This is a genomic window from Vibrio hannami (assembly GCF_029589055.1).
Classification (GTDB): domain Bacteria; phylum Pseudomonadota; class Gammaproteobacteria; order Enterobacterales; family Vibrionaceae; genus Vibrio; species Vibrio hannami.
The window spans coordinates 88,769-104,481 of record NZ_JARQZP010000006.1 but is presented as its reverse complement, the minus strand read 5'-3'; the positions used below and the strand labels follow the sequence as shown (position 1 = coordinate 104,481).

15 protein-coding genes, 1 tRNA gene and 1 rRNA gene are annotated in these 15,713 nt (G+C 45.2%); 9 read left to right on the top strand and 8 right to left on the bottom strand.

What is annotated here, in order from left to right; translation table 11 throughout:
* Position 1: 1 nt before the first annotated feature.
* The 5 genes from P7F88_RS11745 to def are packed head-to-tail and all read right to left on the bottom strand — an operon-like array spanning position 2 to position 5,716.
* The gene (locus P7F88_RS11745; RefSeq protein WP_277824944.1) at positions 2 to 1,447 is read right to left on the bottom strand and encodes a TrkH family potassium uptake protein; all 1,446 of its coding nucleotides are present in this window, start codon (positions 1,445 to 1,447) and stop codon (positions 2 to 4) included.
* A gap of 22 nt (positions 1,448 to 1,469) precedes the next feature.
* On the bottom strand, positions 1,470 to 2,846 hold the full coding sequence (gene trkA / locus P7F88_RS11740; RefSeq protein WP_277824941.1) for a Trk system potassium transporter TrkA: 1,377 nt from the start codon (positions 2,844 to 2,846) through the stop codon (positions 1,470 to 1,472).
* Between the two features lie 56 nt (positions 2,847 to 2,902).
* Positions 2,903 to 4,183, bottom strand: coding sequence for a 16S rRNA (cytosine(967)-C(5))-methyltransferase RsmB (gene rsmB / locus P7F88_RS11735; protein ID WP_277824939.1), 1,281 nt, complete (start codon positions 4,181 to 4,183; stop codon positions 2,903 to 2,905).
* A gap of 60 nt (positions 4,184 to 4,243) precedes the next feature.
* Positions 4,244 to 5,191, bottom strand: a complete 948-nt coding sequence (gene fmt, locus P7F88_RS11730; RefSeq protein WP_277824937.1) for a methionyl-tRNA formyltransferase — start codon at positions 5,189 to 5,191, stop codon at positions 4,244 to 4,246.
* A 12-nt stretch (positions 5,192 to 5,203) separates the two neighbouring features.
* Positions 5,204 to 5,716, bottom strand: a complete 513-nt coding sequence (def, locus tag P7F88_RS11725) for a peptide deformylase (RefSeq protein ID WP_277824935.1) — start codon at positions 5,714 to 5,716, stop codon at positions 5,204 to 5,206.
* Between the two features lie 258 nt (positions 5,717 to 5,974).
* On the opposite strand from def, the gene dprA reads away from it, so the two are divergent.
* Genes dprA through P7F88_RS11710 form a run of 3 tightly spaced genes read left to right on the top strand, consistent with a single transcriptional unit; the run spans position 5,975 to position 8,155 of the window.
* A complete protein-coding gene (gene dprA / locus P7F88_RS11720; RefSeq protein ID WP_277824933.1) occupies positions 5,975 to 7,090 on the top strand; it encodes a DNA-processing protein DprA in 1,116 nt (371 codons plus the stop codon).
* Positions 7,091 to 7,092: 2 nt separating this feature from the next.
* Positions 7,093 to 7,566, top strand: a complete 474-nt coding sequence (locus P7F88_RS11715; RefSeq protein ID WP_277824931.1) for a DUF494 family protein — start codon at positions 7,093 to 7,095, stop codon at positions 7,564 to 7,566.
* A gap of 25 nt (positions 7,567 to 7,591) precedes the next feature.
* Positions 7,592 to 8,155: a DNA topoisomerase family protein gene (locus P7F88_RS11710; protein WP_277824929.1), complete on the top strand. Its 564-nt coding sequence runs from the start codon at positions 7,592 to 7,594 to the stop codon at positions 8,153 to 8,155.
* Positions 8,156 to 8,308: 153 nt separating this feature from the next.
* Here the strand turns inward: P7F88_RS11710 and P7F88_RS11705 are convergent, their stop codons facing one another.
* Positions 8,309 to 9,436 carry a 5-(carboxyamino)imidazole ribonucleotide synthase gene (locus tag P7F88_RS11705; protein WP_277824927.1) on the bottom strand — a complete coding sequence of 376 codons (1,128 nt, stop codon included), beginning with the start codon at positions 9,434 to 9,436 and terminating at the stop codon, positions 8,309 to 8,311.
* 5 nt (positions 9,437 to 9,441) lie between these two features.
* A complete protein-coding gene (purE, locus tag P7F88_RS11700; protein WP_277824925.1) occupies positions 9,442 to 9,927 on the bottom strand; it encodes a 5-(carboxyamino)imidazole ribonucleotide mutase in 486 nt (161 codons plus the stop codon).
* Between the two features lie 184 nt (positions 9,928 to 10,111).
* Between purE and tsaC the strand changes: the two genes are divergently transcribed.
* The 4 genes from tsaC to P7F88_RS11680 all read left to right on the top strand — a co-directional run bounded on the left by tsaC (position 10,112) and on the right by P7F88_RS11680 (position 12,748).
* The gene (tsaC, locus tag P7F88_RS11695; RefSeq protein WP_277824923.1) at positions 10,112 to 10,669 is read left to right on the top strand and encodes an L-threonylcarbamoyladenylate synthase type 1 TsaC; all 558 of its coding nucleotides are present in this window, start codon (positions 10,112 to 10,114) and stop codon (positions 10,667 to 10,669) included.
* Positions 10,670 to 10,671: 2 nt separating this feature from the next.
* The gene (gene hemF / locus P7F88_RS11690; protein ID WP_277824921.1) at positions 10,672 to 11,574 is read left to right on the top strand and encodes an oxygen-dependent coproporphyrinogen oxidase; all 903 of its coding nucleotides are present in this window, start codon (positions 10,672 to 10,674) and stop codon (positions 11,572 to 11,574) included.
* Between the two features lie 76 nt (positions 11,575 to 11,650).
* Positions 11,651 to 12,484 (top strand): shikimate dehydrogenase, encoded by an 834-nt coding sequence (gene aroE, locus P7F88_RS11685; RefSeq protein WP_277824919.1) that lies wholly within the window; start codon positions 11,651 to 11,653, stop codon positions 12,482 to 12,484.
* Positions 12,485 to 12,748: a DUF1488 family protein gene (locus tag P7F88_RS11680; RefSeq protein WP_277824917.1), complete on the top strand. Its 264-nt coding sequence runs from the start codon at positions 12,485 to 12,487 to the stop codon at positions 12,746 to 12,748.
* On the opposite strand, the gene P7F88_RS11675 is transcribed toward P7F88_RS11680, so the two are convergent.
* Complete coding sequence (locus P7F88_RS11675; protein ID WP_277824915.1) at positions 12,741 to 13,295, bottom strand: gamma carbonic anhydrase family protein; 555 nt, start codon at positions 13,293 to 13,295, stop codon at positions 12,741 to 12,743. The genes P7F88_RS11680 and P7F88_RS11675 overlap by 8 nt on opposite strands.
* A gap of 534 nt (positions 13,296 to 13,829) precedes the next feature.
* Here P7F88_RS11675 and P7F88_RS11670 point away from each other — a divergent pair.
* A 16S ribosomal RNA gene (locus tag P7F88_RS11670) occupies positions 13,830 to 15,381 on the top strand.
* 121 nt (positions 15,382 to 15,502) lie between these two features.
* Positions 15,503 to 15,578: transfer RNA gene (locus P7F88_RS11665), tRNA-Glu, on the top strand.
* Positions 15,579 to 15,713 lie beyond the last annotated feature (135 nt).

Here is a 15,713-nt window from a genome sequence, read left to right as displayed (position 1 = left end):
TTTAACTTTTCCAGAATGGAGGGAAGAAGAGTACCAATATCGTCAGAATTTCCAGCCTTCCCATCAACATACCAAAACTCAGTATCCACTTTGCGGTATCCGGTAGGGTAGCAAAGTTGCCCGTAGGTCCAATAACCTCGCCCATTCCCGGGCCAACATTAGCAACTGCAGTCACTGCTCCCGATATACTGGTCACCGGATCTAGTCCCATGGCAGCCAAACTGGCAGCAATAAGTATGATGGTTACAAAAAAGGTGATAGCAAAAGCTACGACAGAACGGACTATATCATCGTTCACTGGGCGGTTATTATAACGTTGAACGAATACTCCTGACGGATGTATTAAACGCATCATCTGTTTGTCTAATAAGGTCATTGCGATCTGGAATCGAAATATCTTTATCCCGCCCGCAGTTGAACCAGAACAAGCTCCTGTAAGCATCAAGAAAGCAAACAATACCGTTGGTAGCGCGCCCCAGGCGGTGAAGTCATCCAGTCCGTATCCAGTGGTCGTCACTACAGAAACGATATTGAACATTGATACACGTATAGCGTCCGCAAAGCTATATCCGTTGTGGTATTGAAGCCAGGCTGTAACTACTAGGCTACTAGCAAGGAACAGGTAAGTAAATCCACGAACTTGAGCATCGTATATAAGTGCACTTAGAGTCTTCTTCTTCATTGCAGTAACAAACAATAAAAAAGGAAGCCCACCAAGAAACATAAATATGGTACCTACCCAGTGTGCGCCATTTGAAAAATGATTCATTGAGCCATCAGAAGTTGAGTAACCACCCGTGGAAAGGGTTGTAAAGGCGTGGTTAAGGGCATCAAAGGTACTCATACCGGTAATCAGATAGCCAATGAAGCAGACTGCAGTTAAGGATAGATAGACGATTACGATATTTTTAGCGACAGTTTTCGCTCTTGGCGCACTTTTATCTGACCAGTCTGAAGATTCGGTCTGGAATAGCCTCATACCACCTACGTTTAGCATAGGTAAGATTGCAACGGCCATTACTATAAATCCGATACCACCAAGCCATTGTAGGGTTGAGCGCCATAGCAAGATGCTTGGTGCCATATTGTCCAGGCCGCTCAGAACTGTGGAACCAGTAGTGGTAATGCCAGACATGGTTTCAAAGTAGGCGTCTGTAAAGCTGATATGGTTGATAAAAACAAAGGGTAGTGCTGCAAATGCACTAGCAATTGTCCATACCAGGGTGGTGATTAGGAACATATCCCGAACACTTAATCGGAAGCGCCTGGTGCGTCCAACACTCAGACAGATAAATGCCGCTGAATGAGTAATCAATACGGATTTACCGAACTCCAGAAAACCACCAGTTCCGGTGAAAAAAGAAACTAGGGTCGGCACATACATAAAGAGCGCTATCTTGGATAGCACAAGACCGATCACAAACAGTATTGGACGTGAGTTAACCATAACGTAGTTTTACAACCGGTTTTTATAGGAAGAACGGGCTAGGCTGGAATAGCGCTTCTACATCAGGGATAAATTTCTTATCTACCAGGAACATTACAACATGATCATCCTGTTCGATAATTGTATTGTCATGAGCGATAAGTACTTCATCCCCGCGAACAATTGCGCCGATTGTTGTACCTGGTGGAAGTTTGAGATCACCAATAGCGCGACCTACAACTTTGGATGTTGATTCATCACCATGAGCGATAGCTTCAATGGCTTCTGCTGCACCGCGTCTTAAAGAGGATACGTTTACGATATCTGCACGTCTTACGTGTGTAAGCAATGCAGAGATTGTTGCCTGTTGAGGTGAAATAGCGACATCAATTGCACCACCCTGGACCAGATCTACGTAGGCGCTTCTCTGAATAAGCACCATGGTCTTTTTAGCACCAAGACGTTTTGCCAGCATAGCTGACATGATGTTGGTTTCATCCTCGTTGGTCAGAGCGATAAATACATCGACCTGATCAATATTTTCTTCAGTTAACAGCTCCTGATCGGCAGCATCACCACAGAATACGATGGTTTGTTCCAGCTCTTCAGATAGTTTTTCTGCGCGGCTGTAACTACGCTCAATTAGTTTTACGCTGTGTTCGGTTTCAAGACGTTTTGCCAGTGAGGAGCCTATATTACCGCCACCAACAATCATGATTCGTCGATAAGGCTTTTCAAGACGCTGTAGCTCACTCATTACTGAGCGAATGTGGTTACTTGCTGCTACAAAGAAAACCTCGTCATCCGCTTCAATGATGGTTGTACCCTGTGGCCTGATTGGTCTGCCCTGACGGAAGATAGCCGCTACTCGTGTATCGATGTGTGGCATATGCTCACGAAGGGTAGAAAGTGCATTACCTACTAATGGGCCACCATAATAGGCTTTAACCGCTACCAGACTTACTTTTCTGTCAGCAAAGCTAACAACCTGGAGAGCACCAGGGTACTGGATCAGCCTTTCAATGTAGCTGGTAACCAGTTCTTCCGGTGCTATAAGGTGATCAACTGGAACCGCTCCTGAGTGGAAAAGTGACTCTTTCTCTTTGAGGTACTCCGGAGAGCGAATACGAGCAACCCGGTTTGGTGTATTGAATATAGTAAACGCAATCTGACAAGCTGCCATATTGGTCTCGTCCGAGTTGGTTACAGCTACCAGCATATCTGCATCCTGAGCTCCGGCTTCATGCAGAGTATCTGGATGGCTAGCAAAGCCGTTAACAACCCTCAAATCATACTTATCCTGGAGTTCACGCAGGCGGTCTCCGTCTTTATCAACAACAGTGATGTCGTTGTTTTCACCAACCAGGTTTTCTGCCAATGTACCACCGACCTGACCAGCACCAAGGATAATGATTTTCATGACGTTGTTATCTCTTCAATTTACATTCAAACCCATAACGGGTAGATAATCAGTACTTAGATTTCTTTTCTCAAAACGGCGTAGTAGAAGCCATCCATATCTTCATCACCCGGTAAGATCTGTCTTCCCGGATTTTCTGGATCAGAATCCACCAGTTGCGCATTTTCAGTACGTGCCAGAAACGCTTTAACTTGTTCACTGTTTTCCTGTGGAGTAATTGAACAGGTTGCGTAAACCATTGTGCCACCAGCTTTAAGCTGTTGCCACATTGCGTCAATTATTTCACTTTGTAGTTGGGCAAGCGCCGCAATATCGTCAGATCGACGTAGCCACTTAATATCGGGGTGTCTTCTGATTACACCAGTTGCCGAACATGGAGCATCAAGCAGGATTCGATCGAACTGCTCGCCTTTCCACCACTCGTCAGGCGTACGAGCATCGCCACATAGTACTTCGGCCTTAAGGTTTAAACGTTTCAGATTCTCATAAACACGCTTAAGTCGGTTGTTGTCGCTATCAATTGCCACAACTTTGCAATCATTGGTGCGCTCTAGAATATGGACGGTTTTACCACCGGGTGCAGCGCAACAATCCAGAATCAACTCGCCATCTTCAGGTTTAAGGTAGTCAACAGAAAGCTGTGCTGCCGCATCCTGAACGGAAACCCAACCTTTTTCAAAGCCAGGTAAATCTTTTACATCACAAGGGCGATCCAGTTTCAGTGCATCGCTAGCTTCAGAATGCTTAGTTGCACCGATACCTTCTTTTTCCAATAGGGAAAGATATTCGTCACGGGTGTTATGTTGGCTGTTTACTCGCAACCACATTGGAGCCTTAAGGTTATTAGCTTCAACGATAGATTCCCACTTATCAGGGTAGGCTGACTTCAGAATTTTCAGTAACCAACCAGGATGACCGTATTTACCAGCGTCATGGCTAACAGCAAAGGCTTCAAGCTCTTCCTGATTTCTCTGAAAGTTGCGCAGTACACCATTAAGCAGGCCGCTTAGTCTTGGTTCTCTTAGTGCTTTTGTCGCTTCGACGGTTTCACTTAATGCAGCGTGAGCCGGAATTCTCATATAGCTAAGCTGGTAAATACCGACAAGAATTAAATGGTGCAAAACACGCTTTTTACCCTTAAGGGGCTTATCCATCAGTTTACCAGCGATGGACTCTAATCTCGGAAGGTACCTAAGTGCGCCATAACACATCTCCTGTAAAAGAGCGTGGTCGCGAGGTTTGATGGTTTGCTGTGCCGCTGGTAATGCTGAAGAAAGTGACTGGCCCTGATCGACCACCTGAAAAAGAACTTTAGCGGCTGCTGCGCGAACATTCATGCTGGAAACCTGATTTCTGTTTATGTGAAAGTGAAAATCCCCGTCAGACGGGGATACTAATTAAGCCAGAATGCTTCCTACTTCAAACCAGCTACTTTTCGAGTTTAATACATCTTGTACTGGCATCGCCTTTTTACCCGGAATCTGGATACTTTCAAGTACCAGAGTGCCTTTTCCTGTGGCAACATAGATTCCAGTTTTGTCTGCTTTTAGCACAGTACCGGCAGGCTTGTCTGTTGTTGACTCTTCAACACGAGCATTCCATACCTTGATATTGTTTTCTGCAACAGAGAAATAGCTCATTGGCCATGGGTTGAACGCTCTGATGCAGCGTTCGATAAATTCAGCGTTCTCAGACCAGTCAATCTTAGCTTCTTCTTTAGAGAGCTTATTGGCGTAGTTTGCTAACTCATCATCTTGCTTTTCAGGAACTGCTTTTCCTTCGGCAATATCTGCAAGGCAATCTACCAATGCTTCAGGTCCAAGTTCAGCTAGCTTTTCATACATTGAAGCACTGGTGTCTGTTGGTTCGATTGGCAAGGTCGCAATCTTCAGCATATCGCCAGTATCAAGGCCGATATCCATCTGCATGATAGTAACGCCAGTCTCTTTGTCTCCTGCCCAGATAGAACGCTGAATAGGAGCAGCACCGCGCCAGCGTGGCAGAATCGAGCCATGAACGTTAATACAACCTAGTTTAGGTGTATCAAGAACCTGTTGAGGCAAAAGCAACCCGTAAGCCACAACAACCATGATGTCTGCATTCAGGTCAGCAAGTTGCTGCTTTGCTTCATCAGACTTAAAGTTTTCCGGTTGATAAACAGGGATATTGTTTTCAAGAGCAATATTTTTTACAGGGCTGGCAGTAAGTTTTTTACCGCGGCCGGCTGGTCGGTCTGGCTGAGTGTATACAGCGATAACCTCATGTTCCGAAGACAACAACGCCGCCAGATGACGGGCGGCGAAGTCAGGAGTACCAGCGAAGACAATACGTAGTGACTGACTCAAGGTAACCTCTTTTTATTTATTACGTTCGTTAAAGCGTTTGATTTTCTCAAGCTTATCTTTAATGCGCTTGCGCTTTAGTGGAGAAAGGTAGTCTACAAACAGCTTGCCTTCCAGGTGATCCAGTTCGTGCTGAACACAGATAGCAAGCAAGTCTTCAGCATCAAAGCTAAACTCATTGCCATCTCTGTCCAGAGCTTTCACTGTTACTTCATGCGCACGAGGAACAAGAGCTCTTGCACCTGGAACAGATAGGCAGCCTTCTTCGATGCCATCTTCACCACGCTTTTCAAGGATTTCTGGGTTGATAAGCACCATTGGCTCATCACGAGTTTCAGAAATATCAATAACAACGATACGCTGGTGGAAATCAACTTGTGTTGCAGCAAGGCCGATGCCTTCTTCTGCGTACATAGTCTCTATCATGTCATCGACAAATTGTTGAATCTCAGGAGTCACTTCTTCTACAGGTTTTGCAACTGTGCGAAGGCGATCATCTGGAAAGGTTAATACTTGTAATACAGACATATTATCTCGAAAAATGAACCGTTATTTTGCTGCTAACTGTGTACTGAATGGTCTCAGCGCACTCTGATGGCCTAATTCTAGTCATTTTGACGATTAAATGACAGCAGTTAATTGATGGTAACTATTTCAACTTCATTGGAGAGCATGAGAAAAGGACTGAGCAAGTGCAGATAGGCTCTCATTGGGCTGACTGAATATAGATATGAAGTCGGTGAGCTCTGAAAATAGGCAAACCGAAACTTACAGTGGCAGTCCAGTATGAAAAGCAAATATGAAAAAGAGCTGATAGCGTGGTTAACCCTTAGCTTTACGCCGGGGTTAGGCGGTAAGAAACTGACTCGGCTGCTAGGTTTCGATGCACCCCTAAATATAGTGAGCTATTCCTCCGATAGGTTATCTGGGTTAGGACTTAAACCAGAGCAAATCCAGTATATAAAGGGTGGTTCTACTAACGAAATTAAAGAAAGCCTTAGATGGTTAGATAAAGACATTAACCACCATATAGTGACACTTCAAAGTGAAGCCTATCCACCTTTACTGAAAGAGATAAGCGCTTATCCTCCAGTCCTGTTTGTAAAAGGTAATCTGAACTTACTTCAGGAGCCTCAAGTTGCCATTGTCGGAAGCAGAAATGCCAGTATTGATGGACTGAACTGTGCCCGGGCATTTGCAAAAGATTTGGCTAACAAGGGACTGACAATTACCAGCGGTTTAGCGCTTGGTGTCGATGGTTATGCTCATGACGGAGCGCTTAGTTGTGATGGTGACACAATAGCCGTATTGGGCTCGGGGTTAGATAATATCTATCCGGTAAGGCACAGAAAACTGGCAGAGAGAATAATAGAGAAGGGTGGAGCGATAGTATCTGAGTTTAGGCCAAATGCACTAGCAAGGCCGGAGCACTTCCCTCGGAGAAACCGAATTATTAGTGGGTTATCTCTTGGTGTTCTGGTGGTTGAAGCTGCTGAAAGAAGCGGTTCACTGATAACGGCCAGATATGCTTTGGAGCAAGGTAGAGAGGTTTTTGCTCTCCCAGGTTCAATCAATAGCCCGGGAGCCAGAGGCTGTAACCTATTAATTAAGCAGGGTGCCTGCTTAGTCCAGTCGTCGAACGATATTTTTATTGAGTTGGAAAATGCGCTTTCGTGGTCAATAAATCAACAAAAAGATCTGTTTGAGCACGAAGAGGAAAATGAGCAATTGCCATTTCCTGAACTCTTAGCTAACGTAGGAGTAGAAGCAGTACCTATTGATATTCTGGCAGAGAGGACCAATATCCCAGTGCAAGAAGTCATGATGCAGCTTCTGGAGCTCGAGCTTCAAGGGCATGTTGCCGCTGTATCCGGCGGTTATATTCGAACGAGGAGGGGTTAGCTATGATGGACATTCTGATGTATTTGTTCGAAACCTACATTCATAGTGATGTAGAGTTGATGGTAGACCAGGACGAGCTTGAAGAAGAGCTTTTACGAGCAGGTTTTCACCAGGAAGAGATATATAAGGCTCTTGACTGGCTAGAAGATTTGGCTGCACTGCAACAGAGTGATGCGCAGTCTGCAATTACAATGAGTGCAGCGACATCGACTCGTGTTTACACCACTAAAGAGATGCAAAAGCTGGACGTTAAAAGTCGCGGCTTTTTACTGTTCTTAGAACAGGTCAATGTTTTGACAACAGAAACCCGAGAGATGGTTATTGATCGAGTGATGGGGCTGGAAACGTCAGAACTGTTACTTGATGATCTTAAGTGGGTAATTCTAATGGTTCTGTTTAATGTGCCGGGCAATGAGAATGCTTACACATTAATGGAAGAGCTGCTATACACTTCAGAAACAGGGGTGTTGCACTAAACGTAAATCACGTAACTGAGATTTAATGAGCGGAAAAATAGATCATTCGTTGTTTGAAGCGCATGAACACGCGCTGGAACATGAACCTTGCCCTGAATGTGGTGGAGAGCTCACTCTTCGCCACGGAAAACACGGCCCTTTTCTTGGCTGTGCCAATTACCCAACCTGTGAATATATAAAACCACTGCACCAGAATGATGGCCATATCGTCAAAGAGCTGGGAGTTCCTTGTCCCGAGTGTCAGAGTGAGCTGGTACTAAGACAAGGCCGATACGGCATGTTTATCGGTTGTAGTAATTACCCTGAGTGCCATCATATTGAGTCGATGGAACATCAAGTGGAAGAGTCTGAACCAGAGCAGGTTGCATGTCCTGAATGTGGTTCCGGACATCTGGTGGAGAGAAAGTCTCGCTATGGCAAAGTATTCTATGCTTGTGACAACTACCCGAAATGCAAGTTTGCGGTTAATCAGAAACCGGTTGTGGGTAAGTGTGAGAAGTGTGGATTCCCGGTATTAGTAGAAAAAACATTGGCGAGTGGAATTCGATATCAGTGTGCAGATAGAAAGTGCCACCATACCCAAGAATAGTCTTTCGATAAAATTGTAGAGTAGTTGACTGGTTTTGGTGGAGCAAACATACATGGGCATGGACGCCCATGTTTAAGCGCATAGGGATATCTTGACCGGACTGGCGAACCAGCGGTTTGCGTAATCAAATCCAATCAATTGCTCTGAACCAGCTTAGAAATTATCAACACTTTCCTTCAGAGCAGGATAAGCTTCTTCATCCAGAGTGTCAGCCAGTTTGGTCAGCTCAACTTTAAGCTGCTCCATAGAAGCTGCTGTGACATTAATGTGCCCCATTTTTCTTCCCGGACGCTTATCTTTGCCATACCAGTGAATATGACAAGACTTTTGAGCAAGAACCTCGGAAGGAACAGAGTCTTCACCAAGAATATTAACCATTGAGGTAGGGCGAATCATCTCAGTGCCGCCAAGAGGCAAACCACATACTGCTCGCAGATGGTTTTCAAACTGACATACTTCTGCACCTTGTTGAGTCCAGTGGCCTGAGTTATGAACTCGCGGAGCGATCTCATTCACCAGAAGCTTGCTGTTAACATCAAAGAACTCAAGCGCAAGAACGCCAACATAATCCAGCTCTTCAGCAACGGCAGTAAACATAGCCTTTGCTTGTGCCTGAAGTTCATTGTCGATAACAGCGGTTGAAAGCGTTAATACACCATTGGTATGAACGTTTTCTGCCAGAGGATAAACCGCAACTTCACCATTTTTTCCACGGGCACCAACCAATGAAACCTCGCGATTAAACGGCACAAACTCTTCCGCAACAATAGCCTGATTATCGGTTTCAGCGATGCATTCAGCCATCTCAGTCCAGATAGAAGCCATCTGATCTTTATCTTTCAGGCGCCACTGACCTTTGCCGTCGTAGCCACCCAGAGTACTTTTCAGAACCATCGGAATGCCAACGTGTTCAACCGCAGCCTGAAAATCTTCATAACTGTTGATTACGTGGTATTTAGCGTTTGCGACTCCCGCTTTATCAAGAAGAGCCTTTTCAAGACGACGGTCACCGCCAGCTTTGATCGCTTCAGTCGTTGGTAAGAACTTTCCGCTAGCTTCACAAATAGCCAGAATATCAAGTGGGATATGCTCAAACTCAGCGGTAATAACATCCGCTTGTTCTATTGCATTTTCTAAACCCTGACCAAGCACCTCAAGCGTTAGCGGATGTACTGTGTTTTTACTACGGACGTCATAGGCAGAAATTTTGATGTTTAGCGGTGCACCAGCAAGAGACATCATTCTTGCTAACTGACCAGCACCTAAAACCAGAACATGCATTGGTATTAGTCCTCTGCCGGATTTGGATTTGCCAGAACAGTTTCTGTTTGCTCAGTACGGAAGGCTTCAACCTTTGCCATCACTTCTTCATCGTGAGTACCGATGATCTGAGCTGCCAGGATACCAGCATTCGCTGCACCTGCTTCACCAATTGCCAAAGTACCTACCGCGATACCTTTCGGCATCTGAACAATAGAAAGCAAAGAATCCATACCTTTTAATGCTCTAGACTGAACAGGTACACCAAGAACCGGAAGGCTGGTGAATGCTGCTGTCATGCCAGGAAGGTGAGCTGCACCACCTGCTCCCGCGATAATTACCTTGATACCACGCTCTTTTGCGCCGTTAGCATAGTCAGCCAGAAGCTGAGGAGTTCTGTGCGCAGAAACTACTTTGGTTTCGTATGGCACACCAAACTGATCCAGCATATCTGCTGCCAGTTTCATTGTTGGCCAATCTGACTTAGAACCCATGATAATTCCGACTTTCATCCTATACTCCTGATGTAGAGATTAATTGAGTGCAATTTGCGCGCATTATAAGGGGATTTTTGTGTAAGGAAAACGTTTGCGTGATTTTATTTCCTGACAATTTACATATTGTAAAAAAATAGGCTTAGTCAGTTAAAATGAGAATTAGTACACTATTCGCATTAGTTATGGATAGAAACAGATTATGAGCAGTTTAGAACAAGCGGTTTTCGCCCTGAAAAGTGGTGAAGTTATCGCTTATCCCACAGAAGGTGTGTTTGGCGTTGGTTGTGATCCGGATAGCCCCGAGGCGATTCAAAAGCTACTTGATATAAAGCAGCGACCAGTCGAAAAAGGTTTAATTCTTATCGCAGCCAGTTACGAGCAGGTATTGCCGTATATAGATGAAACGCAGTTGAGTCAGGAACAGTTAGAAGAAATTCACTCTAACTGGCCGGGTCCTGTCACCTGGGTTATTCCTGTTAGCAAAAAAGTTACTGCCTATGTTTCTGGTCAGTTTAGCTCTGTGGCGGTGCGTGTCACTGACCACCCGCTGGTTCAGGAGCTGTGTTTAGCGTATGGCAAACCGATTACTTCTACCAGTGCTAACCTTACTGGGCAGCCACCATGTATGACTACAGAAGAGGTTGTTGATCAACTGGGTGATACGGGCGTTGTTGTGCTAGAAGGTAAAACTGGAGGAAGGGACAAGCCTTCAGAGATCAGAGATGCCAAAACAGGAAAAGTATTAAGACAAGGATAAGCATGAGCGTTGATAAGAGTGCGGTTAAAGAGTTTCTTTTAGGTCTTCAGGACAGTATTTGCGAGCAGATTGAAAAAGAAGATGAAAAGGCTAAGTTTGTAGAAGATGCATGGGAGCGTGAAGCCGGCGGTGGTGGTCGTACCCGAGTGCTACGAGGTGGAGAGGTTTTCGAGCAGGGTGGCGTGAACTTTTCACATGTCTTTGGTGATAAGATGCCAGCATCCGCAACGGCGCACAGACCAGAGCTTGCAGGCAGAAAATTCGAAGCTATGGGCGTTTCTCTGGTTATCCATCCTAACAATCCATATGTACCAACCTCTCATGCTAACCTTCGATTCTTTATCGCTGAAAAAGAAGGCGAAGCACCTATTTGGTGGTTTGGTGGCGGCTTTGATCTTACCCCTTTCTATCCATTTGAAGAAGACTGCCAGTACTGGCACGATACCGCTAAATCTATCTGTCAGCCATTTGGTGAAGAAGTTTATTCAGAGCACAAGGCGTGGTGTGATAAGTATTTCTTTTTGCCGCACAGAAATGAAACTCGCGGCGTAGGAGGACTTTTCTTTGATGACCTAAATCAGTGGGAATTTGAAAAGTGCTTCTCTTATATTAAAGCGGTCGGTGAAGGGTATACACAGGCTTATCTTCCTATTGTGTCTAAACGCAAGAATACCGCGTTTGGTGAAAGAGAGCGGGATTTCCAACTCTATCGTCGTGGCCGTTATGTCGAGTTTAACCTCGTTTATGACAGGGGCACTCTGTTTGGTTTACAAAGTGGTGGGAGAACGGAATCTATATTGATGTCTATGCCACCGCTTGTACGCTGGGAATATGATTATCAGCCTGAACCCAATAGTCCGGAAGAAAAACTCTATAAAGAATTTCTAGAGCCAAGAGAGTGGTAACTTGGCTTACAGTGCTGTAAATGATAGGGTCAAGTTAGTTGACCCTTTTTAGTTTATAGAAGTTGCAGGCAAGGAAATGGCTGGTACCCCTGATAAATATCTCGTATTCGGTAACCCGATCTCTCAAAGTAAATCCCCGTTTATTCATACACTGTTTGCCAGACAAACAATGCAAAACCTGGAGTACACCTCCCAACAACCAGATGTTGGAGAGTTTCAGCAGGCAGCAAAAGCTTTCTTTGGAAATGGCGGTAAAGGATGCAATATCACCGCCCCTTTCAAAGAGGACGCTTATCAGTTTGCTGACAGGCTCACAGAGCGAGCTCAGTTGGCCGGCGCAGTAAATACGCTTAAGAAGCTGGATGACGGTGAAATTATCGGGGATAACACTGATGGCGAAGGATTTGTCCAGAATCTTCTTCAATATCAGGTTCCGATAGAAGGTTCTCGTATTTTACTTATTGGTGCTGGTGGCGCGGCGAGAGGAGTTATCAGACAACTTCTTGAGTACAAACCGCAAGAACTTGTAATTGCTAATCGAACCTTTGATAAAGCTAAGACTCTTGAAGAGATCTTTAAGCCATTTGGTAATGTAAAAGCAGCTACTCTGGAAAGCGTAAATGAACCATACGATCTGGTTATTAATTCAACGTCAGCAAGTCTGTATAAGCAGCTACCAGATGTTAACCCAATAATCTTCTCTAAAGATTGTATAGCGTATGACATGGCTTATGGAGCGGGTATGACGACCTTTAACCAGTGGGCTCGGGAGAATGGTGCTCTTCAGGCATATGATGGTCTGGGTATGTTGGTGGGACAAGCAGCGGAAAGCTTTATGTTGTGGCGTGGCTTACGACCTGGAACAAAGCAGATACTTCGTGAGCTAAGAAAGAACCTGGAAGGGCAGTAAATGAACCAGTCTATTTTGTTCCCCGACATTCAGGAATGGAAAGAAGAATCTCAGGTAGTCATCTTTCCTGCTCAACAATCAGGCGCTTTGATTGAGTGTTTAGTCTCAAAGCCCAAACTTGCAGAGTTGTCTGGTAGGGATATTGTCTCAGGAGAAGATGCGCTTTCTGCATTTACTGATCTTAGATTCGATCTAGAAGAGATAGCGGAAGAGTTAATAGAAGATGAAATGTTTAACTCTTCCGGTCAGATAGAAATTATTTAACTTCTACGGCTTCGACATCATTTAAGTAGTCGTTTTTTGTTTCGACATAGTTGTTGGCAGATTTAGTAAGAAACGCCAGTTCTTGCTCTTTTAGAGGACGAGCTTGCTTTACTGGGCTGCCGACATATAGATAACCGCTTTCAAGCACCTTGTTCGGTGGAACTAAGCTTCCGGCGCCAATCATTACATCTTCTTCAATAACTGCACCATCAAGAACAATAGAAGACATCCCGACAAGAACTCTATCTTTAATAGTGCAGCCATGCAGCATGACTTTATGGCCGATAGTCACGTCATTGCCAATAATAAGAGGATAGCCATCTGGATTTTGTTCATTCTTGTGGGTAACGTGAAGAACGCTTCCATCCTGAACATTAGTTCTTTTACCTATGCGGATATGATTAACATCGCCTCTGGCTGAAACAAAAGGCCAGATGCTGACGTCTTTTTCTAAAGTGATGTCTCCAACTAAAACGGAAGTTTCATCTATATAAACGCCTTCTCCTATTACAGGACTAATTCCTTTATAGCTTTTTATTGTACTCATAACATTCCCTCAAATAGTGTCTGACAAGCATAAAACCATATAGGTAGTTATTAAAACTAGCCTTTAGTGGATAAAAATTATACGAACGGTAAAAAAAGTGAAATAAATACAAAAAAGGGCTTGCCAATGTGACACAGGTCTCTATAATGCGCCCTCACTGACACGGCGGACTCCTAACGGAAACGCTGAAATCAGTTGGACGAATCACCCGAAAGAGTGACTAGCAAAAAAGATTTTAAAAAGTGTTTGACACTGACGATTATCTCGCTAGAATGCACGTCCGCTTTGAGAGAAAGCCTTTCAAAGTACTGCTCTTTAACAATATAAACCTATCAATCTGTGTGGGCACTCGTTGATGATAATCACTAAGTTTGTTTTTGTTTTTTAAAAGCAAAGGCAAATAGCGAAACTTCGGTTTCAACTTGATTTCAATGATACAGAGTGACCAAACGAAGTAACGTATAGTTACATCGGCACAGTCAATTCAAACATTACTATGTAATGAACAGTATTCATTGAGTCGAACAAAATCTTAAATTGAAGAGTTTGATCATGGCTCAGATTGAACGCTGGCGGCAGGCCTAACACATGCAAGTCGAGCGGAAACGACAACATTGACTCTTCGGACGATTTGTTGGGCGTCGAGCGGCGGACGGGTGAGTAATGCTTAGGAATTTGCCCAGTCGAGGGGGATAACTATTGGAAACGATAGCTAATACCGCATACGCCCTAAGGGGGAAAGGAGGGGATCTTCGGACCTTTCGCGATTGGATAAGCCTAAGTGAGATTAGCTAGTTGGTGAGGTAAGAGCTCACCAAGGCGACGATCTCTAGCTGGTCTGAGAGGATGATCAGCCACACTGGAACTGAGACACGGTCCAGACTCCTACGGGAGGCAGCAGTGGGGAATATTGCACAATGGGCGCAAGCCTGATGCAGCCATGCCGCGTGTGTGAAGAAGGCCTTCGGGTTGTAAAGCACTTTCAGCAGTGAGGAAGGTGGTGAGCTTAATACGTTCATCATTTGACGTTAGCTGCAGAAGAAGCACCGGCTAACTCCGTGCCAGCAGCCGCGGTAATACGGAGGGTGCGAGCGTTAATCGGAATTACTGGGCGTAAAGCGCATGCAGGTGGTTAATTAAGTCAGATGTGAAAGCCCGGGGCTCAACCTCGGAAGGCCATTTGAAACTGGTTAACTAGAGTACTGTAGAGGGGGGTAGAATTTCAGGTGTAGCGGTGAAATGCGTAGAGATCTGAAGGAATACCGGTGGCGAAGGCGGCCCCCTGGACAGATACTGACACTCAGATGCGAAAGCGTGGGGAGCAAACAGGATTAGATACCCTGGTAGTCCACGCCGTAAACGATGTCTACTTGGAGGTTGTTCCCTTGAGGAGTGGCTTTCGGAGCTAACGCGTTAAGTAGACCGCCTGGGGAGTACGGTCGCAAGATTAAAACTCAAATGAATTGACGGGGGCCCGCACAAGCGGTGGAGCATGTGGTTTAATTCGATGCAACGCGAAGAACCTTACCTACTCTTGACATCCAGAGAAGCCAGCGGAGACGCAGGTGTGCCTTCGGGAGCTCTGAGACAGGTGCTGCATGGCTGTCGTCAGCTCGTGTTGTGAAATGTTGGGTTAAGTCCCGCAACGAGCGCAACCCTTATCCTTAATTGCCAGCACTTCGGGTGGGAACTTTGGGGAGACTGCCGGTGATAAACCGGAGGAAGGTGGGGACGACGTCAAGTCATCATGGCCCTTACGAGTAGGGCTACACACGTGCTACAATGGCGCATACAGAGGGCGGCTAACTTGCGAGAGTAAGCGAATCCCAAAAAGTGCGTCGTAGTCCGGATTGGAGTCTGCAACTCGACTCCATGAAGTCGGAATCGCTAGTAATCGTAGATCAGAATGCTACGGTGAATACGTTCCCGGGCCTTGTACACACCGCCCGTCACACCATGGGAGTGGGCTGCAAAAGAAGTAGGTAGTTTAACCTTCGGGGGGACGCTTACCACTTTGTGGTTCATGACTGGGGTGAAGTCGTAACAAGGTAGCCCTAGGGGAACCTGGGGCTGGATCACCTCCTTAACGATAAGATTGTTGTTGATTAGTGTCCACACAGATTGATGGTTTATGTAGTTTAGAGTATGAAGGTGCCCAACACCTTCGCGATTTGGTTCTGCTTTTTAAAGTGGAAATCAAAAGCAGTGTCCCGTTCGTCTAGAGGCCTAGGACACCGCCCTTTCACGGCGGTAACAGGGGTTCGACTCCCCTACGGGATACCATCTTTAAGTGTTTTCACTGAAAATATTTAAAAATGGTTTCTTTCTTTAGATAGAAAGAAAATCTTTGCTCTTTAACAATTTGGAAAGCTGACGAATAACAACAATCCCCATATCAATTGATATGCGTTGTTATTC

Bases quoted from the DNA above. Each gene is read 5' to 3' on its own strand.
- P7F88_RS11745 (WP_277824944.1), bottom strand. From the start codon at position 1,447: ATGGTTAACTCACGTCCAATACTGTTTGTGATCGGTCTTGTGCTATCC.
- trkA (WP_277824941.1), bottom strand. From the start codon at position 2,846: ATGAAAATCATTATCCTTGGTGCTGGTCAGGTCGGTGGTACATTGGCA.
- rsmB (WP_277824939.1), bottom strand. From the start codon at position 4,183: ATGAATGTTCGCGCAGCAGCCGCTAAAGTTCTTTTTCAGGTGGTCGAT.
- def (WP_277824935.1), bottom strand. From the start codon at position 5,716: ATGTCTGTATTACAAGTATTAACCTTTCCAGATGATCGCCTTCGCACA.
- dprA (WP_277824933.1), top strand. From the start codon at position 5,975: ATGAAAAGCAAATATGAAAAAGAGCTGATAGCGTGGTTAACCCTTAGC.
- P7F88_RS11715 (WP_277824931.1), top strand. From the start codon at position 7,093: ATGATGGACATTCTGATGTATTTGTTCGAAACCTACATTCATAGTGAT.
- P7F88_RS11710 (WP_277824929.1), top strand. From the start codon at position 7,592: ATGAGCGGAAAAATAGATCATTCGTTGTTTGAAGCGCATGAACACGCG.
- P7F88_RS11705 (WP_277824927.1), bottom strand. From the start codon at position 9,436: ATGCATGTTCTGGTTTTAGGTGCTGGTCAGTTAGCAAGAATGATGTCT.
- purE (WP_277824925.1), bottom strand. From the start codon at position 9,927: ATGAAAGTCGGAATTATCATGGGTTCTAAGTCAGATTGGCCAACAATG.
- tsaC (WP_277824923.1), top strand. From the start codon at position 10,112: ATGAGCAGTTTAGAACAAGCGGTTTTCGCCCTGAAAAGTGGTGAAGTT.
- hemF (WP_277824921.1), top strand. From the start codon at position 10,672: ATGAGCGTTGATAAGAGTGCGGTTAAAGAGTTTCTTTTAGGTCTTCAG.
- aroE (WP_277824919.1), top strand. From the start codon at position 11,651: ATGGCTGGTACCCCTGATAAATATCTCGTATTCGGTAACCCGATCTCT.
- P7F88_RS11680 (WP_277824917.1), top strand. From the start codon at position 12,485: ATGAACCAGTCTATTTTGTTCCCCGACATTCAGGAATGGAAAGAAGAA.
- P7F88_RS11675 (WP_277824915.1), bottom strand. From the start codon at position 13,295: ATGAGTACAATAAAAAGCTATAAAGGAATTAGTCCTGTAATAGGAGAA.